The organism is Thioclava sediminum, from assembly GCF_002020355.1.
GTDB lineage: Bacteria > Pseudomonadota > Alphaproteobacteria > Rhodobacterales > Rhodobacteraceae > Thioclava > Thioclava sediminum.
In genome coordinates, this window is sequence record NZ_MPZV01000001.1 from 1,140,656 (window position 1) to 1,167,584 (window position 26,929).

The following is a 26,929-nucleotide window of genomic DNA, read 5'->3' on the forward strand; positions in this document are numbered from 1 at the left end:
CACCACGCGCACCGTAGGATACGGGGCATGGGGTATGTGACGTCTCTCTTCGCACGCAAGATCGTCGCCGCAGCGGGCGGTGGCGTTGACGCTGCCGCGATGCTGGCCAGCGTCGGGATTGCTCCTGACGATCCCTGGAACGCCGGGCGGATGGTTTCCGCCGAGCGTTATTACGACATGCTCGAGGAAATTGCCGATCAGATCGACGTGACGGATCTTCCGCTGCGCACGGGCGCCTCGATGCGGCTTGATGAATACGGTGCGCTTGGACTGGCCTTCAAGGCCGCAACGACGCTCCGAGCGTCCTACGCGCGGGTTGAACGCTATGCGCGCCTCTGGACCAGCGTCGTCGAATACGAGCTGCGGCCGGAGGCCGGGGGCACCCTCTTCATCCTGCACCGTGAAGGCGAGCGGCGCCTCGGGATGCGACTGTCGAACGAGGCGACCCTTGCGAGCGCCGTGTCCATCGCAAGGCAGGTCGCACCAGTGCCCCTCGCACCCGTGGAGGTGCTTGTCCGGCATCCCGCTCCGCGCTCGATTACCGCACACGAGGACTGGTTCGGCTGTCCGGTGCGCTTCGGGGCCGATCTCGACGCGATCTTCTATGACAACGAGACGCTGGCCCGGCCCAATATTCTCGGCGACGAGGGTATTTCGAAATATCTAACAAAGCATCTCGACGCGGAAATGGCCGAGATCACGCAAGAGCCCGCGCTCGTCTCGCAGGCGAAAACCGCAATCGCCCAAGCCCTCAGCGAGGGCGCACCCAAGATGGCCGAGATCGCTCGTAGTCTCGGGCTCAGTGCGCGGTCCTTTCACCGGCGCCTCTCCGAGCATGGGGTGAACTTTCAGAGCCTCACCGAAGAAACCCGCCGCGACCTTGCCGAAGGGCTTTTGCGCGACGAGAGCCATTCCCTGGCCGAGATCGCGTTCCTCACCGGCTTCTCCGAGCAGAGCGCCTTTACCCGCGCGTTCAAGCGCTGGGTCGGCACGACGCCGGCGAGCTACCGCAAGGATATGACCCACCGCTGACGGGCGCGTTGGCGACGGCGGTCAAAAGGCTGGCCTCACCGGTCAAGACCGCGCAGCCTCCCCGCGCTTATCCCTTGGTTATCGAAACCGAAGCCAGGGAGACAGCCCATGCAAGACCGGGAGATTCTCGTCATCGGCGCAACCGGCAAGACCGGCCGCCGTGTCGCCAACCGCCTCGAGGCGCGGGGCCTTCCCGTGCGCCGCGGCTCGCGCAGTTCTGCAACGCCCTTCGATTGGGACGCCCCCGAAACCTGGGCACCAGCCCTGCGCGGGGCGCGCGCAGCCTACGTCACCTACTTTCCTGACCTTGCTTTCCCCGGAGCGGTGGAAAAGCTGGAGTCCCTCTGCGAGACGGCCCGCGACGTTGGCGTCGAACACCTCGTGCTGCTCTCCGGTCGCGGCGAACACCACGCCCGGCTGGGCGAAGAGGTGGTGCGCAAGTCCGGCATCGACTTCACGATCGTCCGGGCCGCCTGGTTCGCGCAGAACTTCTCCGAGGGCTACCTTCGCGACCCGGTCCTCTCCGGCGTTCTTCCGATGCCCGGCGGCGATGTCGTCGAGCCCATCATCGACATCGACGACATTGCCGAGGTCGTCGTCGCCGCGCTGACCGAAGACGGCCATAAGGGCGAACTCTACGAGCTGACGGGACCGCGGCTGATGACATTTGCCGACATGGCGGGCGAGCTATCGCGGGCCACCGGGCGCGAGATCCGGCACATCCCGATCAGCTTCGAGGCATTCCACGAGGCCGTCGCGCAGGCTGGCGGCGATTTCGTCGCCGACGTCTTCACGGCCATCGCGCGCGAAACGCTGGACGGGCGCAACGCCCACACCGCGGACGGCGTTATGCGCGCGCTCGGCCGTGCGCCCCGCGACTTTGCAGATTTCGCCCGGGCCGCTGCCCGCACCGGCGCCTGGACAAGCGCTGCCTGATACCGCCCCACGAAAGGAACGTGACATGAGACCCACCCTGTTCGAGAAGATCGCGCTCGGCCTCTCCGGCATCACCGCGCTCACCATCGGCGCGTCCATCCTGTTCGTGCCGCACGCCTTCTACGCCACCTACGGCATCACGTTGGGCGACGACGCCAATCTGCTGAGCGAACTGCGCGCACCCGGCGCAGGTCTCGCGGGGTTCGGTCTTCTGATGCTCCTCGGCATCTGGCGGCAGGCAGCCCTGCCCGTCTCCATGGCTGCGGCCCTGACGGTCTTCATCGCCTTTCCGGTCGGACGGCTGGTCGGACTGATCGCGGACGGGATGCCCTCGGGCAAGGTGATCGGTGCCCTCGTCGTGGAACTGATCCTTGCCGCGCTCTGCCTCGCCGCGTTCCGCCGCCGCCTTTGGCAGCGGGCACCCGGCCTCTCGGCGGCGCAGCCCGCGCGCTGAACCTGCCGCGGCGGTGGGGCCCTTCCGGGCGTGATCGATATGACCGGGAAAGTCTGCCGTGCAGGGCATCCAAAAGGCTGATTTTCATCGCTCGCTGCCACATTCACAGCGCCGCCGGCACCTCCAACCGAACGCTCCAAAAGGAGACACCCCGATGATACAACAACTCTTCGAAATCAGCCTCGTCGCCGCAACGCTTGCCACGGGCCTCGTCGCAGGTGTGTTTCTCTCCTTCTCCGATTTCGTGATGCGCGCGCTTGGACGGGCCGAACCCGCAGCCGGGATCGAAGCGATGCAGATGATAAACCGTGAGGTCTATCGATCGCTATTCGCCACGCTCCTGCTCGGGCTGGCCTTCGTCTCGATCCTGCTCGCGGTCGTCGGGATATACCTTGCGGGACCTGACGTGGCGCTCTGGCTCGCCGCGGCCGCCGGGTTCTACATCCTCGGCGTCGTGGCGGTCACCGCCCGCAAGAACGTGCCGATGAATCAGCGTCTTGACCGCATGGAGCACCAGAGCCCCGACGCATATGCCTATTGGGCCAGTTACACGCGCGACTGGACCCGCCGGAACCATCTGCGCTGGGTGGCCGCACTGGCCGCCTCGATCGGCTACCTCGGCGCGACCGTCACGGTGGCCGGACAGGTGTGACGGGGTTCGGGCTGGAGCCGACGCGCTCGGATCTGCCGCGCATTAGAGAGGACAAGACCATGATCGATATACCTCTGACCATTCGCCCGGCTCGCGAGACCGATCTGCTCGTGATCGTCGAGATGCTCGCTGACGATCCGCTGGGGGCCATGCGCGAGGATTTGCGCGCGCCCCTGCCAGAGCCCTACCGCGCGGCCTTTTCCGCAATCGAAAGCGACCCGAACCAGCTGCTGGTCGTTGCCGAGCGCAAGGGAGCGGTCGTCGGAACATTGCAGCTCAGCTTCCTGCCCGGCCTCGCCAGACAGGGCGCCTGGCGCGGACAGATCGAGGCGGTGCGGATCGCGCGCGATTATCGGGGCGGCAAGCTTGGGGAAGCGATGTTTGCCCGGGCGATCAGCGAATGCCGGGCGCGCGGGTGTTCGCTGGTTCAGCTCACCACGGACAAGGCCCGTCCGGACGCGCATCGCTTCTATGACCGTTTGGGATTTGAACCGACCCATGTCGGATACAAGCTGAAGCTCTGAGAAAGGGGCGACTAATCTCGCAGGCGAACTCCAAAGAACCATGTCGCGCTTTCCGCGCTCCCTCCGACAGTGTAGGTCTGGCTCGTTTGACCCCTCCTCGTAGGGCTGGTCCAATCAGGGAGGCAACGATGAGCTCTGCGGTTTCCAACGCGCCGAGACCTTACACGCAGGGCATCTTCCTGATGTGCGTGGGCGTGGCCTGTCTGAGCGCCAATGACGCCTTCGCGAAAGCACTGACCGCCGGCTATTCCCCCCTGCAGATCCTATTCCTGCGCAACGTGATCGCCCTGCCGGCCACCATCGTGATCGCGCTGCTCTTCGGTGGCCCCAAAGCCTTGCGGTCGCACCGGCCGCTTGCGCATTTGCTGCGCGGTGCGCTCTGGGTTGGGGCCGCAATGATGTTCTTCACCAGCTTCATCCATCTCGGTCTGGCAGAGGCGACCGCGCTTATCTTCGTCGCCCCCTTCTTCATCACCGTGATTTCAGCCGCTTTCCTCGGGGAAGAGGTCGGTTGGCGGCGCTGGCTCGCCGTGCTGGTCGGGTTTCTCGGGGTTCTCGTGATCATCCGCCCGGGCGGCGCGACGTTTCAGCTGGTGTCACTGCTGCCAGTCGCGACGGCACTTGTCTATGCCCTGCTGATGCTCAGTGCCCGTTGGGTGGACAGCCGCGAGAGCGTGTGGACGTTGCTTGTTTATCTGACGGGCGCAGGCGCGCTGCTGAGTGCGCTGATCGTGCCATTCGTCTGGGTGCCGGTGCGGTCCGAGGATCTCTGGCTTTTCGCGGGGCTCGCGATATTCGGTACCGCCGGGATGACGATGATCACGCAGGCCTTCCGTTTCGCGCCTGCGGTCGTCGTGGCGCCTCTGGACTACACCGGTTTGCTCTGGGCGACGCTCTTTGGCTGGCTCATCTGGCGTGAGAGCCCCGATGCGATGACGGTCGTGGGCGCGGCGATCATCATCGCGAGCGGCGTTTTCACGATCTTCCGCGAGCATAAACAGGCCAGCGACTGAAGCGAGTTTTGTCACCGAGAAAGAGGATATCGGGCCATCCGGGCTAACCGCAGCGAAACCCTGCGATCCGACCGGGAAGATACCGCCTTGGCGAGAAATGCCCGTATCACGTATCGGTGATAATAACGTTAGTGATTTGACAGCCACGAACTTATCCACCTGATTGAAAACAGGGATGAGACGCACGTTACGTCAACGCGCCGAAAATCAATAAATTCAGGCCTGTGGGGGCCAAACGGGGACAATTTCAAATGGAAGCTTTCAACAAGCTTGCGCGCCTGTTCGCGCGTCTTGTCGCATGTCGTGAACCTGCCGCTACGGCAACCTCCAAATCCACTCAGAGCGACAATCCAGCCAGCCGCTTGGATCAAAAAATGCGCACGGCGCTGCGTGCCCTCGGGATCGCAACGGCGTTGATCTTCTTCGGGCAGGCCGCCGCCGCCGTCACCTTCGTGGGCACGCCGACCGCATCTCCGACGACCTTCTCCGGCGCGGGCCAGACCATCGATCTGAGCGTCACCTTCAACACGGACTCTTACGCCTACAATTCCGCTTCGATCACCTTTCAGGCGTTTCCCGCCGGCTCGGTTCAGACAATTTGCCCGGCAGGCACGAACCAGACGAACGCAACGGTCACCTGCACGGCGCGCTATGTAACGACGTCGAGCGACACGTCGAATTTGGAGATCATCCCGATCGTCACGGTCAATGGGCTCGATACGGCAACCTATAACGGCGGCATTATCACCGTGGCCTACAACGGCTCGGGGCCCGCAGCCCCGGTGGCCGGTGCGGTCTCGCAGACGGTTGCCTATGGCAGCAGCGCAAACAGCATTCCGCTCGACTTTTCCGGCGGCGGCACCCCGACATCGGTTGCGGTGACCTCGCAGCCCTCCCACGGGACGACCAGCGTCAGCGGGACCTCGATCACCTACACGCCCACCGCCGGCTATGCCGGGGCGGACAGCTTTTCCTATACCGGCACCAATTCCACCGGAACTTCGAACGCGGCGACCGCCTCGATCACCGTGAGCAATCCCACCCTGAGCATCGCCGCCAGCGGGTCGTTCAGCGCAACCGTCGGACAGAGCTACAGCCAGACCTTCACCTTCTCGGGTGGCACGGCCCCCTATATCGGCTATTCGATCCTCGGCATCCCCGCTGGTCTTAGCGTCACAGCCTTCAACAGCACATCCATCACGATTTCCGGCACACCCACGGTCAGCGGCACTTTCCAATTAACTGTCGCAGGCACCGATTCCAGCACCGGGAACGGACCCTTCAAGGTGACGAAGTCCTTCACGCTGACGATCGCCTCAGCGACGATAAGCATTACCTCGCCAGCCTCTCTTACCAATGCGACGGTGGGGAGCCCCTATAGTCAGGTGATCAAGGCCGGTGGCGGCATCGCACCCTACACGTTTACAGTTCAATCGGGATCCCTACCTGCGGGGGTGAACCTCACGACCTCCGGGACCCTCAAGGGCACACCGACTGCGGGCGGCACTTTTTCCTTCACAGTGAAGGCAATCGATAGCAGCACCGGCACAGGATCACCGGCGAGCGCCACGAAAACCTACACGCTGACCGTAAACCAACCGACGATCTCCGTGGCGCCAACGACCTTGCCCGATGCGGCGCAGAATACGGCATACAGCCAGACGATCACAGCGAGTGGCGGCACCTCCCCCTACACCTATTCCGTTTCTGGCACCTTGCCCACTGGCATGACCCTCTCGTCAGGCGGCGTGCTTTCCGGAACGCCGACGGGCTATGGCAGCTTCAACTTTTCCATCACCGCCACTGACAGCTCGACCGGCACGGGACCCTATACCGGAACGCAAAACTACGCGTTCAACGTGACGGCTGCCGCGCCGGTGATCTCCACCACGAGCCTGCCCGGCGCAATGGTCGGCACGCCCTACAACCAGACGATCACCGCCACGAGCGGCAACGCGCCTTACACGTTCTCGATCGCCTCGGGCACCCTTCCGTCCAATATCAGCCTGAGCAGTGGTGGTGTCCTGAGCGGAACGCCGACAACGGCCGGGTCCTATGATTTCACGGTGCAGGTGAAGGATGGCGCGGGGAATACCGATCAGCAAAGCTACGCGGGCTTTACCGTCTCGAAAGCCGCGACCGGAGTATCGCTGACCCTTTCGTCGAGCAGCGCACTGCAAGGCGTTCCGGTCACGATGACGGCGAGTGTGACGAGCGGTGCCTCGCCGACCGGCAACATCATCTTCCGCGACGGTGGCACCGCGATTGCGACGGTCGCGCTATCCGGCTCGACGGCGAGCTATACCACGCGCACGCTCTCGACGGGTTCGCATTCGATCACCGCGGATTACTCCGGGGATGCCGCCAATGCGCCCGCAAGCTCGGCGGCACAGCCTCTGGCCGTCAACGGTCGCCCTGCCCCTGAGCTCGATCCGACCGTGCGGAGCATGATCGTCTCGCAGGTTTCGACATCGCATCGTTTCGCGCAAACCCAGATCGACAACACGCATCGGCGTCTCGACACGCTTCATGGCATGCTGCGCTCGGGCGGGAACCGCACCGGTTGGGGAACGACATCCCAAGCCTTTGCGGGGACAGGCGGTGCGCCGGAGGCGTCGGCAGCCCAAGGGGCGACCACGCCGAGCACGAACTACCTGCTCGATCCGGCCGCCACCAATTCGGAGAGCTCCTCGGAGCCGGAGCAGGTCATCGATCTCGTCTCCCGCGCTTTGCAGCCCGCTCAGAACGGCTCTGATCTGCCCTACCGCATTTGGGCGACAGGCACGCTCGATTTCGGCAGGGATCAGGTCGATGGCGGCTATACCAACAAGCTCTCGACGCAAGGGATCACGCTCGGGGTCGACCGGGTCTTCGGCAGCGACATGGCCGCGGGGGCCGCGCTTGGGTTCGGGTATAACCGGACGACCTTCGGGCCGGATGGAAGCAAGTCGCGCTCGCGGGCGAAAACCGTCTCGCTCTACGCCACATGGCAGATGAAGCCCGATCTCTTCCTCGATGCGACAGGCGGTTATGGCAAGCTGGACTTCCGGGAAAACCGTTACTCGACCGACGGCGGCGTGATGCTTTCGGGCGAGCGCGGCGGCCATATGCTCTTCGGCTCGCTCGGCCTATCGCAACTCGGGCAATTGGGACGATGGAGCACGTCGAGCTATGGCCGCCTCGACGTGGTGAAACTGTCGCTGGACAGCTACTCGGAAACCGGCTCGTCGGTTTGGGCGCTAGACTACGGAAAGCTCGAAAACACGACAGCTTCGAGCGTCATCGGGATCACGGCCGAATATGACATGCGTCGCGACTGGGGGACCCTGACACCCGGCGCGCAGCTGGAATACCGGCATGCTTTCAATGGTGGCTTCACGCAAACTCTCGGTTACGCCGATCTCGGAACGATGGATTACTCCTTGGCCGGGGACACGCAATCGCAGGATGCCCTGACCCTCGGGCTGTCGCTGCGCGGCACGGTCGATCAGAACATGGACTTCGAGCTGGGCTATCAGTTCACTTCCGACCTCGCCTCCGCACATAGCCAACAAGTGAGAGCGTCGATGCATATCTCCTTCTGACCTAGAAGCTCAGATCGGCACAAAATCAGAAAGTCCTCTGAACTTTTGCGACCTCGAAACACGACAACCATGGGCTGATTTTGATGTCGGCCCATGGGCATGGGTCAGAGCGCATAATCAGCAGTTGACGATTACGCCCGCGATAGTAGCTCTGCTCGGACGCCCATCAGGGCCGCTGCCTCCGCTCGGGTCAAGTCTCGAGATCAGCGGACGCTCACGACGGTCACGGGAGACAGATGCTGGACCTTTTGAGAAACGCTTCCAACAATCAGCGCCTTGAGGTCCGATAGCCCCCGCGCGCCCATCACGATCATATCTGCGCCGGTGTCCTCGGCAGCTTCAACGATCCGGCGGGCGGCATCGCCATCCGCGGTCAGACTTTCCACGCGCTCCACGCCATTATCTTGCAACGTGCGTTCGGCGACGTCGAGGATGCGCTTTGCCACGGCGCGCAGCAACTCGTCCTCGGTCCGGGCGTTCCTCGGTATGAGATCTGCGAGGGGGAAGCGGGCATGGGGCAGCGCCGAAACCGCTTCGAAGAGGGTCCGACCACCCTCCGCGGGTTCGTATTCCACTTCGGCCATGTGCCGCAGCCCCTCCGAGAGGTGATCGCGCAAAAGAACATGGAGCAGCACGACCGGCACGCTGAAGCGCGCGGCGATATCCGCTCCGAGCTCCACCGCGCGATTTGACGCGTCCGAACCGTCGGTTGCGATGAGAATTTTGTTGACCATGTCATACTCCCTCGGTGCTCACGCTTCAGCATCACAGCGATAGCGCATCGCGACATTGATTGCGCTCAACGCCGAACGAATGGCCCTGCAATCTGGCCGTGTGGGCGATTGGGGGCATCCGAAAGGCATTGCCAACGAAGGACTGCTCGCTTCAAATTGATCGCGTAAGCAGTTTTCAAAAGGATACAGACAGGTGGCTGGAAAATTCGAACTCTATAAGGACAAGGCGGGCGAATACCGCTTTCGACTGAAAGCCGGGAACGGTGAGACCATCCTTGCCAGCGAGGGTTATAAGCAAAAGGCAAGCGCCGAACAGGGCATCGCATCCGTGCGCAAGAACGCGCCGCAGGACGAGCGCTATGAGCGCAAGGCCACGACGTCGGGCAAACCGATGTTCAACCTCAAGGCCACCAACGGCCAGGTTATCGGGACCAGCGAAGCCTATAGCAGCGAAGCCGCCCGCGAGAATGGCATCACATCGGTGAAAAATAATGCACCAGATGCCAAGCTCGACGATCTGACAGCTTGAAGAGGCGCCGTTCCGTCGGCGTGACGCGCCCCGAATGAGCGGTCCATGGAGGATGCGATGGCCCTACTGAGCTTGGAAAATCCGGTCTTTGCGACTTACGTGATTTCAGCCGCTCTGATGGTGCTCAAAGTGATGGGCCAGGGCTGGATGACGGTCTACCGGATGCAGAAAACCAACTCCGGGCTTGCGAGCCCGGAGGACGTTCAAACTGGCCTTCTCAATAAGGCGCCCGACCCGGCGCAGCTTGAGATCAACGACTATGTTGATCGGTCTCGGCGCATGCATCGAAACGACCTGGAGAACATTCCAGCCTTCTGGGTCGCGGGTTTCCTGTTCGTCATGGTCGACCCCGCACTTTGGCTCGCGCAGGCTCTGATGTATGGGTTCGTTGCCACACGGCTTGCGCATTTCTTGGCTTATGCCACGCGCCAAACCCACGAAGTCCGGGCGACCTTCTACACGATCGGTTCTTTGGTCGTGATCTACATGGCCGTTCATGTTCTCTGGGTGGCGATTGCGTAGGCCCGAGCAAAAGGGAGGGGCCCGCGCCTTTCAGCACAGCTAGGCGCCGGGACGGTCGGCTCGCCGGTCTAGACGCCGGGACGGCCGGCTCGCTGGTCTAGACGCATGCGCTCCGTAGTCACAGCGACCAGCGTTACCGCCGCAACCGCAGCTTCAACGGCATAGGCATCAAACCGCCAGCCCCATTCTTTCCCACGAAAAAGCTGAACTCACACTCGACGCCCCTTCGGATACAGTCGGACCCGAGGCTTCTTACCTTCGACAGCGCCACCCATGTTCTGCATCGGATATCCGATCGAAACATTCACGACCCGCGTCTTCCCGACAAGGAGCTCAGTTCGGTGATGCGTATGCCCGAAATACCACTCGGCTGGCTGATATTCGTGAATGAGATCCGTCAGGTCACTCGCATAACACCAGCTGAGCTTCTGTCCTCCTGGGAGAACATCAAAGGTCGGCGCGTGATGGGTAACCACCGCGGTTTCCCCATCAAAACCCTCGGCCAGCTTTGAGCGCAGCCATGAGAGATGCTCGCGGTGTTTCGCGATCGTATCCGCCGACCGAGCCTTTCTGTATGCGGCTGACGCCACGCGAATGTAGCGGTAATCGTTCATCTTCGCCCGGGCATCATGATCCCGACTCTCGAGAGTTCCAGGTCCCTTTTGGAAGTCCGTCCAGAGCGTGCAGCAAAGGTATCGCTTGCTCCCTAGGATGATCTCTCGCTTCTGCGCGAAGTTTGCCCCAGCGTCGCGCGCGATCTGCTCGAGCCGGTCATCACCGTCAAGCGCGTGATGATAATAGTCGTGGTTTCCAGGCACGACATACACGCGCTCGAGATCGACCTGCTGCCCGATCCTCTCGAACGCCTGCTTCCATCTGACCTTCGGCTTGTTCGTGAGATCCCCGGCGACAATCATCAGGTCCACTTTGCGGAAATCGAGATCCGCAAGCGCATCTCGACCGGCTTCTGACCACATATCCAAGTGAAGATCCGCCACGATCAGAGCTTTCGTCATTCTTTCCGCTCCTCGCTTCCCGATGAAATTGGCGGCAATCACATCAACATGTCGCGTCTGGTTGCGCGCAGAGTTTTCGCAAGACGCCCGATCTGCCGCAGGCTCGGAGGACGCCCGGCATCGCACATCTCCTCGATGAATGCGCCCACGCGTTCCAGCTCTCCCGGCTCGGCATCGTCTCCGGCCGCACGGTTGAAGAACGCCACGAGGTGCTCAGGCTTGCTCACATCGACACGAAACACCTGACACCGGTCGAGAAGCGGCGCGGGAATCTGGTGCTCGTAATTAGCGGTCAGGATCCAGTTCACATGGCTAAGGTCGAAGCGCGTGCGCAAGAACGGGCAGACGAAGTGCTCTGCGCTCGACCGCTCAAGGACCTGTAGCAGCGATGTTGTCAGAGACGTTGCCGACCTGTCTGCAGAGTGCATGGCGCCGCCCGCCTTGCAGACCTCGTCTACAACGATCACCGGGTTCGCAACCGCGGTTTCCGAGATCAACTCGACCGGGACTCCTGACCTGGCAGAGGACCAGCCATGTTCAACGCCTGCGATCCGGAACCCGGCACCCCCGGCCCCCACGTCGATGATTGCGCGCGGCGTGCGCGCAAATTCAGCAACAAGCCGCGCGAAATGGGTCTTCCCGCATCCTGGCGATCCGACGAGGATCATCGGGTCGAAGCGCAACCCGACGCCTCCAGCCACAATATGCGCGAGCCCCTGGTTCATGATCGAGGTCGACACCTCTGCAAGCCAAGGCGCCTGCGCATGCAACACCGCCGCGAGATCATAAACGGACTCCGCGGCTTCCGGCCCCGCAAGTCTAGCGCCAAGCGTATAAAGGTGATGCATCCGTTTGACGGACGTGTCGCTGATATTCTTGTCGACCTCGAAAGTGCTCCTGAATTTCTGATCGACAAGTCGCTCTACAGCGCGAAAAATCCGATGATTTTCACGCTTATTTCGCTCACGCCACTCTTTCGACGGACCGTCGAAAATGTCACCGCAATCATCTCGAGACTCGTCGCTCGGGAACATGCGACCCCACCGCTTTACGAAAGCGGTATTTGTTTTGCCCGTGACCGTCGACCGGGCCAGGCTTGCTGAAAGGGGCTTTTTATGGAGAACTTGAACGCGCTTCTGCGTCATGGCGACCACCATCGCTTGAAAATGACCTGATTGAAATCTCGACACCGATAGGCACCCGGTTACGGGCGCAGCTCACGATATCGAGCAGGTAATCTCCAACGTGGTGGTTTTCGTGTTCATGGTGAGACGGTAGTCCGGGATAGGGGGAATGCGTCAAGCGCGCCACATCCGGAGAGGTCAAACCTGTCGGGGATGGGGCTCGGATAGCGAACGATAAGGGGGGCGTGGAGGCATTTTGCGCATTTCTCAAAGCAAATCGCTCCAGCCCCCTGCCGAAACTGCGAGCGATCGACGGTCTGGATGAGACGATCCCATCCAGCAGACATGCGGGGTGAACCTCTCGAGACCCCTTGTCATGAACGAAGCACTGCCACGAACATAGAAGCCCCCTACTTGAAGAGCTTCAGCAGACCTTTCGCGGCCTCCTCCTTGAGCTTCTGCTTTGCGGCATCCTCGGTGCTCTGGCCCTCCTGCGGCGTGATCCCGAGCTTCTTGGCGATCTCGGCCTCCGCTTTCGCCTTCAGGTCTTGCTTCGCGGCATCGACCTTGTCGCCCGAGAGCGCCTTCATATCGAGGCCGAATTTCGGCTTCGCCCAGGGCCCCGTGATCGAGAGCGGCACCTTCACCCCACCCGTGCCATCGGCCTTGCTGAGCGCGGTCGGCGTGACGGTGTAATCGAGGCTCTGCGCCCCGATGTCGACCCGCCCCTTGCCCGCAGCACTCAGAAGCGGTGCTTTCAGCGCAAGGTCGTCATTCGACAGCACCCCTTTGGCGATGGTGAAGCTCGCGGTGATCTGATCGAAAATCGTCTTCGCCCCCTCACCCACGTAGTTCAGATCGAGCGTGCGCAGCATCCCCACCAGATCGAGCCCCTCCAGCGCCCCCTTGCCGAAGGCGACATTGCCCGAGCCCGAAAGCGAGCGCGCCAGCGCGGCCTCGCTGTTGCCCGAGGCCAGGAGCTTCACCGCCAGATCCGCCTTCGCATCGAGACGCGTGTAATCAGCCAGATCGCTCAGAAGCGGCTGCATCGAGACGCCCTTTGCCACCAGATCGGCCGACGCCGAGAACCCGCTGCGCGCATTGGCCACCACCTGCCCGGTGACGCTGCCGCCATAGGCCGAGACCTGACGCAGATCCGCAACCGCCCGGCCGTTGTCGATCGTGATCTGCGCTTTGGTCGGGCCCAGCTTGGCAGTGCCGAAATCGATGGAACTCGCATCGAGGGCGATCTTTCCATCCAGCGCTCTCAGGCCCGAGGCGTCGATGGGCGTGGTCGACCAGCCACTGGCACCAGAGCCTGAGCCGGAGGAGGACCCGCCTGCGCCAGCCTTGCCCGACGCCCCGGTCAGCGCCGAGAGATCAAGCGCGCCCGCGTCGATCTGGGCATCGATCCGCGGCTTGCCTTTCGCGAAGGACAGATCGCCCGCCACGCTCAGCGCATTGCCGTCGAGCGTGAGTTTGCCACCGCGCAGTTGCATCGCGCCATCCGCGCCCAGTGTCACATCGCCCTTCGCGGTAATCGTGTCACTCCCCAGCCCCTTCGGCAGATCTCGCGCGGTCTGTCCGAAGATCGCAGCCAGCGCGGTTGGATCCTTGACGCTTGCGGTGAGCGCCCCTTTTGCCGCCAAGGGTGCCGTCCCAAACGTGCCTTTGAAGCCGATCGACGACGCGTCGAGGGTCAGCGCAAGATCGGTGGGGGCCGGATCGCCCGCAAGGAAGGACGCGAAACTTTCGAGCGTGCCATTGACCTTCAGCGCCTTGCCCTCGACCTGCCCTGTCAGGTCAAGGCGCGCTGGACCGTCGAAGGACGGAAGCGCGAGGCTCGCATCGAGGTGGCTGAGCGCAAGGCGCTGGCCACTCGCATGATCGATCCACCTCACCGATCCGTCGCTGATCTCCGCCTTGTCGAGACTGAAAGCCGTCATCCCGCCGCCCTCGCCCGGGCCCGGGCGCGCGGTCTGGGTGCTGGTGGCCGCGTCCGGTGGCGTGACCTCCCAGTTCCCGGTCCCGTCCTTGCGCCGCTCGAGAAGGATGTTCGGCGAGAGCACGTCGACCTTGGAGACGCGAACCTCACCGCCGATCAGCGCGCTTGGATCGACACCGATCTGGAGCCCCTTGGCCGAGAGCATCGGCCCGTCCTTGGACCAATCCGCATTCGCGATCTCGACCGGCCCCGTGCGCACGCCAAGCTGTGGCCAGATCGTCGCATGGACCGACCCGCTCAGCGTCATCTTGCGCCCGGTTGCGGCCTCGAACCGTGCCTCCGCGATCTGGGCGATCTTCTTCGACGGGATCAGCAGGAGCGCCCCCCCGAGGCTCAGGGCGATCAGAACGACGAGAGCGAGAGCGCGAAAGAGCCAGCGCATGGGGCCTCCGGAGGTTATGTGTTGGCTCTCAAGCTACGCGCCCGTCTGAAGGCCTTTCAAGTCGGAACAGCTGCGCCGCGGACAACGTGATCGAGTTGCCTCCTGCTCCGCCCCCTACTTGTCGCGCCGGATCATATCGCGGGTGTGTTCGCCGACGTTCGCACAGGAGCCGCCAACATCGACATCGGCCGAGCCAAAATCACCGAGAGGGCCACCAAGCCGGACGGCCCGCGTGGTCGGTCGGGATATCGCACCGCAGCTCTCACTTCTCGTGCATTCAAATTTTCAAAGGCAATCGCAAAACGATTGCAGCTTGGCGCGACCTTGTTGGAGTTAGAAGTAAAAAGCTCCGCATCGGCACACCATTCTCTAAGATCAATTTCTATTCCGGTCTGAAGCGCAGTCTGTGCTATCGTCCCTTCTGGGAGGCGACGCGCCATGAGAGATGCAGGGCATGTCGAGGAGATCGGACGGGTGCTGGACGGCAGCCAGACCGGGCGAGACAGTTTCGTTTCGGCCTCGTGGCGGCGTTGTGTCGAGCTTTACGGCATGGATCCGACGCGCTCCGACCCGGCCTATATCGTGACCGAGGCAGAGCTGCGCGATCACCGCAAGCAGGCGGAATGGATGATCGCGGCGGCGCGTTCCGGGTTGCAGTCGCTTTTCCGGCAGGTGGCAGGACAAAATTACGTCTTGCTGCTCACCGACGCCAAAGGGGTCTGTGTCGATTTCTTCGGCGACGATCTCTTCACCGAAGACCTGCGCAGCGCGGGGCTCTATCTAGGATCGAACTGGTCCGAGGACCTGGCCGGAACCTGTGGTGTCGGGGCTTGCATCGTGACGCAAGAGCCTGTGACCGTGCATCAGGACGATCATTTCGGAAACGCCCATACTGTTTTGTCCTGCACCGCCGCGCCGATCTTCGACAGTCTCGGACAACTGGCAGCGGTGCTCGACATTTCGCTTTTGCGCTCGCCCACGCCCAAGAGCAGCCAGAACCTCGCGATGAATCTCGTGACGTCAGCGGCACGACGGGTCGAGATGGCCAACCTGATGGCCGAGAGCCCGCGCGACTGGGTGCTGCGCCTGTCCTCCAGCCCGGAATTCCTCGATGTCGATCCCGAAGCGGCGGTGCGGCTCGATGGCTCCGGTCGCGTGCTGGGCTATACCCGCGCCGCGCGGCGATTGTTTCCCGAAGGCGCCCCGATCCTCGGGCGCGGGATCGATGAGGTGCTCAGCATCGACGTCGATGACCTGCCCGACCTGATGCGTGACCGCCCGACCGAGGAGCGGGTGATCGAGATGCGCGATGGCGGGGCGTTGTTTGGCCATGCGATCGCACCCAAAGCGCCACGTCACCCTCATCAGGGAATGCGTCGTGGCGGGCCGCTCGCGGGGCTGACCGGGGGCGATCCGGAGATGAACCGTTTGATCGGACAGGCTGAGCGGCTGGCCCCGGGCAATGTGCCCCTGTTGATCTGTGGTGAGACCGGCACCGGAAAGACGAAACTCGCCCGTGCGATCCACATGAGCAGCAAGGCGCAAGGGTTCATCAGCCTCGAATGCGCGGGGCTCGACCCGCAGACGCTGATGCAAAACTGCGCCGAGGCGATCGGGCCGACGACACTCCTGCTGCGCCGGATCGAAGAGATCGCTCCGGAGACGGCGATCGCGCTCGGCGGGCTACTCGACCGGCGCCCCGAATTGCGCACGCTGGCGACGAGTTGCTTTGAGCCCAGCCAGATCGCGCTGCCGCGTCCGCTTTTCCATCGGCTCGCGGGGTGCGCGCTCAGCGTCCCGCCCCTGCGGATGCGGCGTGATCTCGATTGGCTGATGTCGCGTCATCTGCGCCGCCACGCGGGCGACGCGGTCCGGCTGTCGCCCTCGGCACGGGCCGAATTGCTGGGACGTAGCTGGCCCGGCAATATCCGCGAGCTCGAACAGGTTCTCGACGTGGCGGCGGCGCTCTGTGTCGGCTCGGTGATCGACCTCCTCGATCTGCCCAGCCCCGTCGAAATCACTCCACATATCGAAAAGGCCCTGCCTGCACCGAGCGACCCTTGGGACATGCTCGAGGAGATTCTGGACGCCTGCGAGTGGAACATGGCGCGCGCCGCCCGGCGGCTCGGGGTCAACCGCTCGACTATCCTGCGCCGGATTCGCAAGGCCGGGTTGCGTCCGCCCGAGTGATATGTTGCGCCCTTGTTGCGCACGCAACATGCCGCGCCGCAGCAGTCGCTTTTCCTCCCTTTGCACGCGTCGCGACCATGGATCGCTCAGCGATCACGCGCCGATACTCCTCCTAGAGACACGCGCAGAGGAGGAGACGCGATGCTTGATACCACCATTAACACACAGACCCAGGACATGCTGGACAGCCTGAACGCCGCGCTGGAGAGCGGCGATATCGACCGCGCGGCCGCGCTGTTTGCGACCGACAGCTACTGGCGCGACCTCGTTGCGGTCAGCTGGAACCTGAAAACCGTGGAAGGGCCGGACGGCGTCGCCGACATGCTGAGAAACCAGCTCGAGCACACCCGCCCCGGCAAGTTCGAGATCCAGTCGGGCGAGATCCCTGCCGAGGAGGGCGGCGTGATCACCGCCTGGGTCACTTTCGAGACGAAGTCGGGCCGCGGCTGGGGCCTGATGCGGATCCGAGATGGCCGCATCTGGACGCTGCTGACCGCGCTTCAGGAGCTCAAGGGTTTCGAGGAAAACCGCGGCACGCGCCGTCCGATGGGCGCTGAACATGGCGCGCGCAAGAACCGGACCTCGTGGAAGGAGCACCGCGAGGCGGAAGAGGCGGATCTGGGCTATGGCACGCAGCCCTATGTGCTGATCGTCGGCGGCGGCCAAGGGGGCATCGCGCTGGGAGCGCGGCTGCGCCAGCTTGGTGTGCCTGCGATCGTTCTGGATAAGCATGACCGGCCCGGCGACCAGTGGCGGAGCCGTTACAAGTCGCTCTGCCTGCATGACCCGATCTGGTATGACCATCTGCCCTACATCAAGTTCCCCGACAATTGGCCGGTCTTCACGCCCAAGGACAAAGTCGGCGATTGGCTCGAGATGTATACCAAGGTGATGGAGATCAATTACTGGACGCGGTCCGAAGTGACCGGTGCCAGCTACGATGACGCCTCCGGAAAATGGACGGTCGAGGTCAATCGTGACGGAGAGACGGTGACACTTGAGCCGACGCAGCTTGTGCTCGCGACCGGAATGTCGGGCAAGCCGAACATGCCGCGTTTCCCGGGCATGGAAGACTTCAAGGGCACGATCCAGCACTCGTCGCAGCATGAGGGCCCCGATCCGTGGATTGGCAAGAAAGTGGTCGTGATCGGTTCGAACAACTCCGCGCACGACATTTGCGCGGCACTCTGGGAAGGCGATGCGGATGTCACCATGGTGCAGCGATCCTCCACCCATATCGTGCGCTCGGACTCGCTGATGGAGATCGGGCTCGGCGCGCTCTATTCGGAAGAGGCGCTCGCGAACGGGGTCACAACCGAGAAGGCGGACATGATCTTCGCCTCCCTGCCCTACAAGATCATGCACGAGTTCCAGATCCCGCTTTATGACCAGATGCGCGAGCGCGATGCGGAGTTCTACGCAGGGCTGGAAAAGGCGGGCTTCGATCTGGACTGGGGCGATGACGGCTCTGGGCTGTTCATGAAATACCTGCGCCGCGGCTCGGGCTATTACATCGACGTGGGCGCCAGCCAGCTGATCATCGATCGCGAGGTGAAGCTGGCCAAGGGTCAGGTCGACCATTTCGAGGAGGACGCTGTGGTGCTCGCCGACGGCACGCGCTTGCCCGCCGATCTGGTGGTCTTCGCAACCGGCTACGGCTCGATGAACGGCTGGGCCGCCGATCTGATCAGCCAGGAGGTCGCCGACAAGGTTGGCAAGGTCTGGGGGCTTGGCTCGGACACCACAAAAGACCCCGGCCCGTGGGAAGGCGAGCAGCGCAATATGTGGAAGCCGACCCAACAGGAGCATCTGTGGTTCATGGGCGGCAACCTGCACCAATCGCGGCATTACTCGCTCTATCTCGCGCTGCAACTGAAAGCGCGACTGGAGGGGCTGGAGACCCCGGTCTACGGGCTCCAGGAAGTCCACCACCTCTCCTGATCCCATCCCTCTCCCGGCCCCACACGGGCCGGGAGAACTTCCCCCATTGAACGGAGACATTCCATGAAAGCTGCACGTTGGCATGGCGTGAAAGACATTCGCGTCGAGGAAATAGATACCCCTACCCCCGGCCCCGGCGAGGTCGCGATCAAGGTCGCATGGACCGGGATCTGCGGTTCCGATCTGCACGAATATCTGGCGGGACCGATCTTCGTCCCGGTCGAGCAGGATCATCCGCTCAGCCACGACAAGGCGCCGATCACCATGGGCCACGAATATTGTGGGACCGTGGCGGAGTTGGGAGAAGGCGTCACGGGACTGAGCATCGGCGACCGTGTCGCAATCGAGCCGATCTTCGCCTGCGGCACCTGCCCCGCCTGCCTTGAGGGCAAATACAATCTCTGTGACAGCCTCGGTTTTGTCGGGCTCTCCGGGGGACATGGCGGATTTGCTGCAACCTCGGTTGTGCCTGCCCGGATGGTTCACAAGATGCCCGACGCGCTGTCGATGGAACAGGGTGCGTTAGTCGAGCCCGCCGCTGTCGCGCTGCATGCGGTGCGCATGTCGAAGATCAAGGCCGGGGACACGGCTGCTGTCTTCGGCGCGGGGCCGATCGGGCTTTTGGTCGTCGAGGCGCTGCGCGTCGCGGGCGCGGCCCAGATCCATGTCGTAGAACCCTCAGTTGAACGCCGCGAGAAAGCGCTCGAACTCGGCGCCACCAGCGCCATAGACCCGATGGCGGAAGACCCCGTCGCGAAAATTCGTGCGGCCACCGGCGGTGTTCACGTTGCTTTCGAGGTGACAGGCGTGCCGCGCGTTCTGCCGCAATGCATCGACAGCACCCGCCACGAAGGTCAGACGCTGATCGTGTCGATCTGGGAGGGAGACGCTTCCTTCCAACCCAATACGGCCGTTCTGAAAGAGCGCCAACTGCAGGGCACCATCGCATACCGCAATGTCTACCCGGCAGTGATGGAGCTGATGGTGCAGGGCTATTTCAGCGCCGACAAGCTGGTTACCAAGCGGATCAAGATCGATCAGATCGTGGAGCAAGGCTTCGAGGCCCTTGTCGCGGAGAAATCCCAGGTGAAGATCCTGGTCGAAGCGCCAGACTGAAGAAGCCAGAACCTCTTCGCGCTGCGCGCGCAAAACCCCTAACGCGCGCGCAGCGCCCCAGAGCGGGAGATTGCTCTATTCGTCCGCGGAACCTTTGGGGTCGACAGATAACGCTTCACACTGTGAATGCATATTCTCGAGCAACGCTTCTGTGAAAGCTTATCCTTGCGAGGATACGGGCCACCTTGGACGGTCGCTGACCCCGAGATCGTGCTTTTCGATGTGCCGATCGGAGCCGGGATCGGCCGCTATGATCCCTCAAAATAAGCGGGCGTGCCCCGGGCTTCCACGGATTCAGCGATCCGCCGCAGGCCGTGGATATAGGCGGCATCGCGCATCGACAGCTCCATTTCGTTGTGCAAGGTCCAGATCGATTGCGTCTCGGTCTCCATCGTCGTCTTCAGATGATCCCGGACGCGCGAGCTGTCCCAATAAAAACCCGATCTGTTCTGGACCCATTCCAGATGGGACACCGTAACCCCGCCGGAATTCGCTAGGATATCGGGCACGATGATCTGCCCGGCTTCCGTCAGCTTCTTGTCGGCCTCGGGCGAGACCGGCCCGTTCGCCATTTCCAGAATGATGCGGGCGTTGATCCTGTCGCAATTTTCGAGCGTGATCTGCCGCTCCAGCGCGGCAGGCACCAGCACGTCGCAATCAAGCTCCAACAGCTCGGCGTTTGAAATCTCTTTCGTCTTGCCTTGTCCCTTCGCGCCTTTCACGCCGCCGGTTTCATGCTTGTGTTGCATGACGGCGAGCGGATCCAATCCGCTTGGGTCGTAGATGCCGCCGGCGGAATCCGAAATGGCGACAATTTTATACCCGTCCGCATGCAGAAGCTTGGCGCAGTGGAAGCCGACATTCCCGAACCCCTGGATCGCCACCGTGGCGGTGTTCGGGTCGAGGGCGAGCGCGGTTTCCAGATAGCGCAGCGCATAGTATCCGCCGCGCGCCGTGGCATCGACCCGCCCGTTCGTGCCCCCGAAAGCAAGAGGTTTTCCGGTGATCGCGCTCGGGGAGGCCTGCCCTGATATCCAGCTATATTGGTCCGCCATCCACGCGATGACGATCCCGTTCGTATACATGTCCGGCGCCAGAATATCGCGATCGGGGCCGATGAACGGCGCGAAGGCTTCGACATAGGCCCGGCTCAAGCGCTCCAATTCGTTGGCAGAGAGCGTCTTCGTGTCCACGCAGACCCCGCCCTTCCCGCCGCCGAACGGTAGGTTGGCCACGGCGCATTTGAACGTCATCCAGAAGGAAAGCGTCTCGATCTCGTCGAGCGAGACGTTCGGATGGAAACGAACGCCACCCTTGGTCGGACCTCGCCGGTCGTTATAACGGCACCGCCACGACTGGAACGCGCGTCGGCTCCCGTCATCCATCCGGATCAAGAGCGTGGCGGCCAGAGTTTCACGGGGCCCTTTGAGCTCTTCGAAAACGTCGGGATGAATGTTGAGCCGCTCGCAGGCTGCCCGCAGCGTCTCGCGAGACTTCGCCAGCATTCCCGTCGTCGGGGGCGTATTCTCCTCGACGTCTTTTTTCTTAGTCGGCATGAGCTCGATACTCCGTGGCGAGGTCTTCAAGGACGGTTTCTTCAGGACTATTTCTGACAGTCAGCCGACAGGGCGGGCGGCGTCATTGATTTGTCTCAAAATATGCGAGCCGGCGTCCAAGGCTTCGACTGCGCTCCAAGTCGCGGCTTGGAGGCACAGCCTGACTGCAGACTGACGCCCCAGATTTGCGGCCGGCATCGTTGACGATGGGAAATTTCGATCGACTTGGCTCAGCTATTCAACGTCAGCGAGCTGTCGAAGGTCAGCCGGAAGTAGTCGTAGAGCGCGACCGCGCCCGGAGACAGCTCGGCCCCTCGGCGCCAGGCCAGACCGACATCCATCGTCGGAACCGGCGGATCGGTTTCGACCGTCACGATCCGTTTGCCCTCGAGAGACCAGGGCCGATAGACCATGTCGGAGAGCACGGTCACCCCCTGCCCGTTTGCCACGATCGAGCGCACGGCCTCGATCGAGGAGGTGCGCAGCTTCACGCGCGGCTGGGTCGAACCGAAGTTCCAGTATTTCATCGTCGTGTTCGCCGCCTCGTCGACGGTGAGCATGATATAGTCCTCGTCGGCGATCTCCTTGAAATCGACGCTGCGCAGGTTCGCCAGCCGATGGCCCTGCGGCAGCCAGAGCCTCCGCGGCGAGCGCATCAGCGTCTCGCTTTCCAGTTCCGGGTTCATCACGTTCGAGGTCAGCACGATCGCGATGTCGAAGCGGTTCGACAGCAGTCCTTCCTCCACCGCCTCGCGGTTCAGCTCGTGGAGCTGAATATCGAGATTGGGGTGCAGCCGCGCCAGCCGCCCCAGATGATAGGGCAGGAAATACCCGATCACCGTGTAGGTGGTCGCGACGAGAACCCGCCCGGTCACGCCGCTGCTGCGCTCGCGGATATTCACCGCCTCGTCGAGCTTGGTGAGGATATCGTAGGACAGGCCCAGCAACTCGCGCCCCGACTGGGTCAGCTCCATCCCGTGCGAGGTCCGGGTGAAAAGCTCGGTATCCATCTCGGCCTCAAGCTCGCGGATCGCGGTCGTCACCGAGGACTGGGAAATCGAGAGTTCGTTGGCCGCCCGGCTGACCTGACCGGTCTCGGCGGTAGCCACGAAATACTTGAGCTGACGGAAGTTCATGCCGCCTCCTTTCGGATTTTCCGATAATGCCGACAACGGGATTCAGATATCATAGGTTCGCAATCTGCACAGATCGAAGTCATATCCATATTTTTCAGCGATTTGCACCGGACAGTGTCTAATCACATTATCGATTATCACGATAATGCCCTCACTGACATTAGAATTTTACATGTCGTTCACATTGTCGAAAGCTGATCTTGCAACAGAGATCTGGGAAGAGACATGCCGAAACTCATCGACCTGAACTGTGACCTCGGAGAAGGCTTCGGCCATTGGGCCATGGCTGGCGCGCCGGATGATCAGCTGATGCCGCTGATCTCCTCGGCCAATGTCGCGAACGGTTTTCACGCCGGCGACCCGATGCAGATGAACCGGGTCGCGAAGCTCTGCCATCAGCATTCCGTCGGTCTCGGCGCGCATCCCGGCTATCGCGATCTCGTCGGCTTCGGGCGCCGCCATATCAACGCGAGCTCCGAGGAGCTGGTGAACGACATCATCTACCAGGTGGGGGCGATGCGCGAATTCGGCCGCCGCTACGGGGTGCCGCTGCAGCACGTCAAACCGCACGGCGCGCTCTACATGGAGGCCGCGCGCAACGAGGACCTCTCGCGCCATCTGGTCGAGACGCTGCAACGCTACGCGCCGGGGCTGATCCTGTTCTGCATGGATATCTCGAAGACATACGCGGTCGCCAAGCGCCTCGGTCAGCCGGTCGTGCGCGAGTTCTATGCCGACCGTGATTATGACGACAGCGGCTCGATCGTCTTCGCCCGCCACGTCTCCGCGCCCGACCCCAAGAAGCTCGCGGCGAAATGCGTGCGCGCCTGCCTCGAGAACACCGTCGAGACGGTCACCGGAAAGACGATTACGGTGGAGTTCGAGTCGATCTGCTTCCACTCGGACACGCCCGGTGCGCTGGAAATCGGCCACGCGATCAAGACTGCACTGCAAGAAAACGGCGTCACCATTGCCCCCGCGGCGATGGTTCTCGCTGAAAATGAAAAGACCTGACAGGAGAGAGCCATGACGGATATCGTTTCCCCGCTTCCCGGAACTTTCTACCACAAGCCCGACCCGAATTCGGCCCCGTTCAAATCCGCGGGCGACGCGGTCGCGGTCGGCGACACGATCGGGCTGATCGAGGTGATGAAAACCTTCATCGAGGTGAAAGCCGAGGCCGCGGGCACCTTCTCGGACTATGTCGCGGCGGATGCGACGCCGGTTTCGGCAGGCGATGTACTCGCGAAGATGGGCTGATCCGATGGCGATCGAAACTCTCTTCATTGCAAACCGGGGCGAGATCGCCGTGCGGATCATCCGCGCCGCGCAATCGCTCGGCATCAAGACGGTGCAGGCCTATTCCGAGGCCGATGCCGAGATGCTGGCGGTCCGGCTCGCCGACGAGGCGGTCTGTGTCGGGCCAGCGCCTGCCGCGAAATCCTACCTGAACATCTCTGCCGTCGTGGCGGCCGCGAAAGACGCGGGCGCCGATGCGGTCCATCCGGGCTACGGGTTTCTGGCCGAGAACGCCGATTTCGCCCGCGCCGTGGAAGATGCCGGGATGATCTTCGTCGGCCCCAAACCCGAGACGATCGAGCGGATGGGCGACAAGGTCGCTGCCCGGATCGCCGCGAAAGAGGCTGGCGTGCCGACGGTGCCCGGTTCTGACGGGCGTATCACGGCAGACGAGGCGCTGAGCGTGGCGGACGAGATCGGCTACCCGGTGATGATCAAGGCCGCCGCCGGTGGCGGTGGGCGCGGCATCCGGATCGCGCAGGACGCGGCCGAGCTGGCCCGTCTCGCCCCGCAAGCCCGCGCCGAGGCCGAAGCGGCTTTCGGCGACGGTGGCCTCTATCTGGAAAAGGTGATCGTCAATCCGCGCCATATCGAGGTGCAGATCCTCGGCGACGGCACGGGGGCCGCGGTCCATTGCTACGAGCGCGAATGCTCGCTGCAGCGCCGCCGCCAGAAGGTCTGGGAAGAAGCCCCGGCCTTCGGCCTGCCGGACGCCACCCGCGAGGCGATGTGCAACGCGGCGGTCGCTCTGGCCGAGGCCGTGAACTACCGCGGCGCGGGCACGATCGAATATCTCTACGATGCGGTCGCCGATGAGTTCTACTTCATCGAGATGAACACCCGTATTCAGGTCGAACATCCCGTGACCGAGATGATCACCGGGCTCGATCTGGTCGCCATGATGCTGCGCATCGCGGGCGGCGAGACGCTGCCCGTCACGCAAGATCAGATCACCTGCACGGGCCACGCGATCGAGGTGCGCCTCAATGCCGAGGATCCGCTGATGCAGTTCCTGCCCTTCCCCGGCAAGGTGGCCTCGCTGTCGATCCCCGAAGGCAACGGTCTGCGCTTCGATCACTTCCTCTATGAGGGCTATCAGATCCCGCCCTTCTATGACTCGCTTCTGGGCAAGATGATCGTTCATGCGCCGACCCGCGAGGCCGCGATCGACCTGATGGCCGAGACGCTGAAAGACCTGGAAATCGGCGGTCTGAAGACCACCACGCCCCTGCATCTGGCGCTCGCCGCCGATCCGGGCGTGCGCGCCGGCGACTTCCATACGCAATGGCTCGAGCCGTGGCTCGATGCCGGCAACCTCACCTCAACCGACGCAGCATAGGAGATCCCCATGAAGACAAGGTATTCCTTTGGCGGCGACGAGCACGTCTATGTCGAGGTCGACGAGGAGATGTCGCTCGAAGCCTTCTTCGTAGCACTGTCGCTGCGCAACGCCGTGGCCGAGGCGAACATTCCCGGCGTGACCGAGATTTGCCCCGCCAATGCCAGCTTTGAAGTGCGCTTCAACCCCGACGTGATCTCGCCCGACGAGATGATGGCGCGGATCAAGGAGCTCGAGCACAAGGCCGAGGCTGGCGAGAAGCGCCTTGATACACGGATCGTCGAGGTCCCGGTCTATTTCCAGGACCCCTGGACCCACGAGACCCTGATGCGGTTCCGCGAACGCCATCAGGATCCGGAGGCGTCCGATCTCGAATATGCCGCGCGGATCAACGGCTATGACAGCGTGGAGGCTTTCATCGAGGCCTATCACTCGCAGCCGTGGTTCGTCTCGATGGTGGGTTTCGTGGCGGGTTTGCCCTTCCTTTACCAACTCGTCGAGCGCGAGAAGCAGATCGAGGTACCGAAATACCTGCGCCCCCGGACCGATACGCCCAAGCACACGGTCGGTATCGGCGGCTGCTTCGGCTGCATCTACTCGGTGCGCGGCGCGGGCGGCTACCAGATGTTCGGCATCACCCCGATGACGATCTTCGATCCGACCCAGACCGTCTCCTATCTGCAAGACTTCATGGTCTTCTTCAAACCCGGCGACATCGTGAAGTGGAAACCGATCGACCGCGCCGAGTTCGACCGGATCGAGGCTGCCGTGAAAGACGGCACCTATACCCCCCGCATTGCCGAAGTGACCTTCGATCTCGAAGCGTTCAACGCCGATATGGCGGGCACCAATGCGAAACTGATGGAGGCCCTCAATGGCGTTTAAGGTTGTCAAACCCGGCCTGTCGACGACGATCCAGGATCTTGGTCGTCCGGGCTATTTCCATCTCGGCATTCCCGAAGGCGGCGCTATGGATCGCTTCGCGATGCGGGTCGCCAACATGCTGGTCGGCAATGACGAGGCCGAGGCCGGTCTGGAAGCCGTCTTCATGGGCCCGGAACTGACGTTCGAGGATGACACGCTCGTGGCCGTCACCGGGGGCGAGATGCCGATCATGGTAGATGGCGAGCCGCGCGAGAGCTGGTCCTCCTTCGTCGTGAAGGCCGGTCAGACGCTGAGCTTCGGGTTCCTGAAATCCGGCGCACGCATCTACATCGCCTTCGGCGGCGGGATCGACACGCCGAGCGCGCTCGGCTCGCGCTCGACCTATCCGATCGGCGCGCTTGGCGGGGTCGAGGGCCGCGCCATTGCGGCGGATGACGTGATCCCGGTCGGCAAGTCCAAGGGCATGACCGAGCGCACGCTCGACAAGGCGCTGCTCGCCCCGGTCGATACCCCGGTCAGCCTGCGGGTCCTCCCGGGCCTCTACTGGCACCGGCTGACCCCGGCCTCGCAGGCGCAGTTCTTCGCCGATGAATGGACCGTCGCCCCCGAGGCGGACCGGATGGGCTATCGCTTCCGCGGTGGCGCGCCGATGGAATTCGTCGAGCGTGAACAGCCCTTCGGCGCGGGCTCCGACCCGTCCAACATCGTCGATGGCTGCTATTCCTACGGCTCGATCCAGGTGCCGGGCGGACAGGAGCCCATCGTGCTCCATCGCGATGCGGTCTCGGGCGGGGGCTACTTCACCCTCGGCGCGGTGATCTCGGCCGATATGGACCTGATCGGGCAGCTGCAACCCAACACCAAGGTGCGCTTCGTCGAAGTGACCATGGAACAGGCACTGGCCGCGCGCACCGCACGCCGCGAACGGCTCGACAAGATCCGCGCCGCGCTCGGGTAAAT

Annotated in this window: 23 protein-coding genes; 17 read left to right on the forward strand and 6 right to left on the reverse strand. The window is 62.9% G+C overall.

What is annotated here, in order from left to right:
- The first annotated feature begins 27 nt into the window (after positions 1-27).
- From BMI91_RS05025 to BMI91_RS05055, 7 genes are all read left to right on the forward strand, one after another.
- Positions 28-1,032, forward strand: a complete 1,005-nt coding sequence (locus BMI91_RS05025) for an AraC family transcriptional regulator (protein WP_078604154.1) — start codon at positions 28-30, stop codon at positions 1,030-1,032.
- Positions 1,033-1,140: 108 nt separating this feature from the next.
- Entirely contained in the window at positions 1,141-1,968 is an 828-nt protein-coding gene (locus BMI91_RS05030) for an NAD(P)H-binding protein (protein ID WP_078604155.1), read from the forward strand.
- Between the two features lie 25 nt (positions 1,969-1,993).
- A complete protein-coding gene (locus BMI91_RS05035) occupies positions 1,994-2,422 on the forward strand; it encodes a DUF4345 domain-containing protein (RefSeq protein WP_078604156.1) in 429 nt (142 codons plus the stop codon).
- Positions 2,423-2,576: 154 nt separating this feature from the next.
- Positions 2,577-3,074, forward strand: coding sequence for an anthrone oxygenase family protein (locus BMI91_RS05040; protein WP_078604157.1), 498 nt, complete (start codon positions 2,577-2,579; stop codon positions 3,072-3,074).
- Between the two features lie 59 nt (positions 3,075-3,133).
- Positions 3,134-3,598 (forward strand): GNAT family N-acetyltransferase, encoded by a 465-nt coding sequence (locus tag BMI91_RS05045; protein ID WP_078604158.1) that lies wholly within the window; start codon positions 3,134-3,136, stop codon positions 3,596-3,598.
- 128 nt (positions 3,599-3,726) lie between these two features.
- Positions 3,727-4,611: a DMT family transporter gene (locus BMI91_RS05050; RefSeq protein WP_078604159.1), complete on the forward strand. Its 885-nt coding sequence runs from the start codon at positions 3,727-3,729 to the stop codon at positions 4,609-4,611.
- A 374-nt stretch (positions 4,612-4,985) separates the two neighbouring features.
- Positions 4,986-8,195, forward strand: a complete 3,210-nt coding sequence (locus BMI91_RS05055; protein WP_158522100.1) for an autotransporter domain-containing protein — start codon at positions 4,986-4,988, stop codon at positions 8,193-8,195.
- Between the two features lie 203 nt (positions 8,196-8,398).
- On the opposite strand, the gene BMI91_RS05060 is transcribed toward BMI91_RS05055, so the two are convergent.
- Positions 8,399-8,929, reverse strand: coding sequence for a universal stress protein (locus BMI91_RS05060; protein ID WP_078604161.1), 531 nt, complete (start codon positions 8,927-8,929; stop codon positions 8,399-8,401).
- Positions 8,930-9,122: 193 nt separating this feature from the next.
- Here BMI91_RS05060 and BMI91_RS05065 point away from each other — a divergent pair, with 193 nt between their 5' ends.
- Together BMI91_RS05065 and BMI91_RS05070 are read left to right on the forward strand one after the other, a co-directional pair.
- Positions 9,123-9,458 carry a YegP family protein gene (locus BMI91_RS05065; RefSeq protein ID WP_078545629.1) on the forward strand — a complete coding sequence of 112 codons (336 nt, stop codon included), beginning with the start codon at positions 9,123-9,125 and terminating at the stop codon, positions 9,456-9,458.
- A gap of 57 nt (positions 9,459-9,515) precedes the next feature.
- Positions 9,516-9,980, forward strand: a complete 465-nt coding sequence (locus BMI91_RS05070; protein WP_078604471.1) for an MAPEG family protein — start codon at positions 9,516-9,518, stop codon at positions 9,978-9,980.
- 209 nt (positions 9,981-10,189) lie between these two features.
- On the opposite strand, the gene BMI91_RS05075 is transcribed toward BMI91_RS05070, so the two are convergent.
- From BMI91_RS05075 to BMI91_RS05085, 3 genes are all read right to left on the reverse strand, one after another.
- Positions 10,190-10,996 carry a metallophosphoesterase gene (locus tag BMI91_RS05075; RefSeq protein ID WP_078604162.1) on the reverse strand — a complete coding sequence of 269 codons (807 nt, stop codon included), beginning with the start codon at positions 10,994-10,996 and terminating at the stop codon, positions 10,190-10,192.
- 38 nt (positions 10,997-11,034) lie between these two features.
- Positions 11,035-12,141, reverse strand: coding sequence for an AAA family ATPase (locus tag BMI91_RS05080; RefSeq protein ID WP_158522101.1), 1,107 nt, complete (start codon positions 12,139-12,141; stop codon positions 11,035-11,037).
- Between the two features lie 389 nt (positions 12,142-12,530).
- Positions 12,531-14,507 carry an AsmA family protein gene (locus tag BMI91_RS05085; RefSeq protein WP_078604164.1) on the reverse strand — a complete coding sequence of 659 codons (1,977 nt, stop codon included), beginning with the start codon at positions 14,505-14,507 and terminating at the stop codon, positions 12,531-12,533.
- A 438-nt stretch (positions 14,508-14,945) separates the two neighbouring features.
- On the opposite strand from BMI91_RS05085, the gene BMI91_RS05090 reads away from it, so the two are divergent.
- From BMI91_RS05090 to BMI91_RS05100, 3 genes are all read left to right on the forward strand, one after another.
- Positions 14,946-16,697, forward strand: a complete 1,752-nt coding sequence (locus BMI91_RS05090) for a sigma-54-dependent Fis family transcriptional regulator (RefSeq protein ID WP_078604165.1) — start codon at positions 14,946-14,948, stop codon at positions 16,695-16,697.
- A gap of 141 nt (positions 16,698-16,838) precedes the next feature.
- Positions 16,839-18,638, forward strand: a complete 1,800-nt coding sequence (locus tag BMI91_RS05095; RefSeq protein WP_078604166.1) for an NAD(P)/FAD-dependent oxidoreductase — start codon at positions 16,839-16,841, stop codon at positions 18,636-18,638.
- Positions 18,639-18,701: 63 nt separating this feature from the next.
- The gene (locus BMI91_RS05100; RefSeq protein WP_078604167.1) at positions 18,702-19,754 is read left to right on the forward strand and encodes a 2,3-butanediol dehydrogenase; all 1,053 of its coding nucleotides are present in this window, start codon (positions 18,702-18,704) and stop codon (positions 19,752-19,754) included.
- A gap of 248 nt (positions 19,755-20,002) precedes the next feature.
- On the opposite strand, the gene BMI91_RS05105 is transcribed toward BMI91_RS05100, so the two are convergent.
- Both BMI91_RS05105 and BMI91_RS05110 read right to left on the reverse strand, forming a co-directional pair.
- Complete coding sequence (locus BMI91_RS05105; RefSeq protein WP_208607946.1) at positions 20,003-21,310, reverse strand: Glu/Leu/Phe/Val family dehydrogenase; 1,308 nt, start codon at positions 21,308-21,310, stop codon at positions 20,003-20,005.
- A gap of 230 nt (positions 21,311-21,540) precedes the next feature.
- The gene (locus BMI91_RS05110) at positions 21,541-22,446 is read right to left on the reverse strand and encodes a LysR family transcriptional regulator (protein WP_078545613.1); all 906 of its coding nucleotides are present in this window, start codon (positions 22,444-22,446) and stop codon (positions 21,541-21,543) included.
- A 225-nt stretch (positions 22,447-22,671) separates the two neighbouring features.
- Between BMI91_RS05110 and BMI91_RS05115 the strand changes: the two genes are divergently transcribed.
- From BMI91_RS05115 to BMI91_RS05135, 5 genes are read left to right on the forward strand one after another with little or no spacing between them, the layout of a single operon-like run.
- A complete protein-coding gene (locus BMI91_RS05115; RefSeq protein WP_078569730.1) occupies positions 22,672-23,460 on the forward strand; it encodes a 5-oxoprolinase subunit PxpA in 789 nt (262 codons plus the stop codon).
- 12 nt (positions 23,461-23,472) lie between these two features.
- Positions 23,473-23,706 (forward strand): acetyl-CoA carboxylase, encoded by a 234-nt coding sequence (locus tag BMI91_RS05120; protein ID WP_078540022.1) that lies wholly within the window; start codon positions 23,473-23,475, stop codon positions 23,704-23,706.
- Between the two features lie 4 nt (positions 23,707-23,710).
- Complete coding sequence (locus tag BMI91_RS05125) at positions 23,711-25,084, forward strand: acetyl-CoA carboxylase biotin carboxylase subunit (protein ID WP_078604169.1); 1,374 nt, start codon at positions 23,711-23,713, stop codon at positions 25,082-25,084.
- A 9-nt stretch (positions 25,085-25,093) separates the two neighbouring features.
- On the forward strand, positions 25,094-25,969 hold the full coding sequence (locus tag BMI91_RS05130) for a 5-oxoprolinase subunit B family protein (protein WP_078604170.1): 876 nt from the start codon (positions 25,094-25,096) through the stop codon (positions 25,967-25,969).
- A complete protein-coding gene (locus tag BMI91_RS05135) occupies positions 25,959-26,927 on the forward strand; it encodes a 5-oxoprolinase subunit C family protein (RefSeq protein WP_078604171.1) in 969 nt (322 codons plus the stop codon). The genes BMI91_RS05130 and BMI91_RS05135 overlap by 11 nt, the downstream gene beginning before the upstream one ends.
- The last annotated feature ends 2 nt before the right edge of the window (positions 26,928-26,929 follow it).

What these genes read in the sequence shown, in the direction of transcription:
- BMI91_RS05030 (WP_078604155.1), top strand. Translation starts at nt 1,141, where the DNA reads ATGCAAGACCGGGAGATTCTCGTCATCGGCGCAACCGGCAAGACCGGC.
- BMI91_RS05120 (WP_078540022.1), top strand. Translation starts at nt 23,473, where the DNA reads ATGACGGATATCGTTTCCCCGCTTCCCGGAACTTTCTACCACAAGCCC.
- BMI91_RS05080 (WP_158522101.1), bottom strand. Translation starts at nt 12,141, where the DNA reads ATGACGCAGAAGCGCGTTCAAGTTCTCCATAAAAAGCCCCTTTCAGCA.
- BMI91_RS05095 (WP_078604166.1), top strand. Translation starts at nt 16,839, where the DNA reads ATGCTTGATACCACCATTAACACACAGACCCAGGACATGCTGGACAGC.
- BMI91_RS05135 (WP_078604171.1), top strand. Translation starts at nt 25,959, where the DNA reads ATGGCGTTTAAGGTTGTCAAACCCGGCCTGTCGACGACGATCCAGGAT.
- BMI91_RS05025 (WP_078604154.1), top strand. Translation starts at nt 28, where the DNA reads ATGGGGTATGTGACGTCTCTCTTCGCACGCAAGATCGTCGCCGCAGCG.
- BMI91_RS05040 (WP_078604157.1), top strand. Translation starts at nt 2,577, where the DNA reads ATGATACAACAACTCTTCGAAATCAGCCTCGTCGCCGCAACGCTTGCC.
- BMI91_RS05055 (WP_158522100.1), top strand. Translation starts at nt 4,986, where the DNA reads ATGCGCACGGCGCTGCGTGCCCTCGGGATCGCAACGGCGTTGATCTTC.
- BMI91_RS05070 (WP_078604471.1), top strand. Translation starts at nt 9,516, where the DNA reads ATGGCCCTACTGAGCTTGGAAAATCCGGTCTTTGCGACTTACGTGATT.
- BMI91_RS05085 (WP_078604164.1), bottom strand. Translation starts at nt 14,507, where the DNA reads ATGCGCTGGCTCTTTCGCGCTCTCGCTCTCGTCGTTCTGATCGCCCTG.
- BMI91_RS05115 (WP_078569730.1), top strand. Translation starts at nt 22,672, where the DNA reads ATGCCGAAACTCATCGACCTGAACTGTGACCTCGGAGAAGGCTTCGGC.
- BMI91_RS05045 (WP_078604158.1), top strand. Translation starts at nt 3,134, where the DNA reads ATGATCGATATACCTCTGACCATTCGCCCGGCTCGCGAGACCGATCTG.
- BMI91_RS05105 (WP_208607946.1), bottom strand. Translation starts at nt 21,310, where the DNA reads ATGCCGACTAAGAAAAAAGACGTCGAGGAGAATACGCCCCCGACGACG.
- BMI91_RS05075 (WP_078604162.1), bottom strand. Translation starts at nt 10,996, where the DNA reads ATGACGAAAGCTCTGATCGTGGCGGATCTTCACTTGGATATGTGGTCA.
- BMI91_RS05090 (WP_078604165.1), top strand. Translation starts at nt 14,946, where the DNA reads ATGAGAGATGCAGGGCATGTCGAGGAGATCGGACGGGTGCTGGACGGC.
- BMI91_RS05100 (WP_078604167.1), top strand. Translation starts at nt 18,702, where the DNA reads ATGAAAGCTGCACGTTGGCATGGCGTGAAAGACATTCGCGTCGAGGAA.
- BMI91_RS05035 (WP_078604156.1), top strand. Translation starts at nt 1,994, where the DNA reads ATGAGACCCACCCTGTTCGAGAAGATCGCGCTCGGCCTCTCCGGCATC.
- BMI91_RS05060 (WP_078604161.1), bottom strand. Translation starts at nt 8,929, where the DNA reads ATGGTCAACAAAATTCTCATCGCAACCGACGGTTCGGACGCGTCAAAT.
- BMI91_RS05125 (WP_078604169.1), top strand. Translation starts at nt 23,711, where the DNA reads ATGGCGATCGAAACTCTCTTCATTGCAAACCGGGGCGAGATCGCCGTG.
- BMI91_RS05050 (WP_078604159.1), top strand. Translation starts at nt 3,727, where the DNA reads ATGAGCTCTGCGGTTTCCAACGCGCCGAGACCTTACACGCAGGGCATC.
- BMI91_RS05130 (WP_078604170.1), top strand. Translation starts at nt 25,094, where the DNA reads ATGAAGACAAGGTATTCCTTTGGCGGCGACGAGCACGTCTATGTCGAG.
- BMI91_RS05110 (WP_078545613.1), bottom strand. Translation starts at nt 22,446, where the DNA reads ATGAACTTCCGTCAGCTCAAGTATTTCGTGGCTACCGCCGAGACCGGT.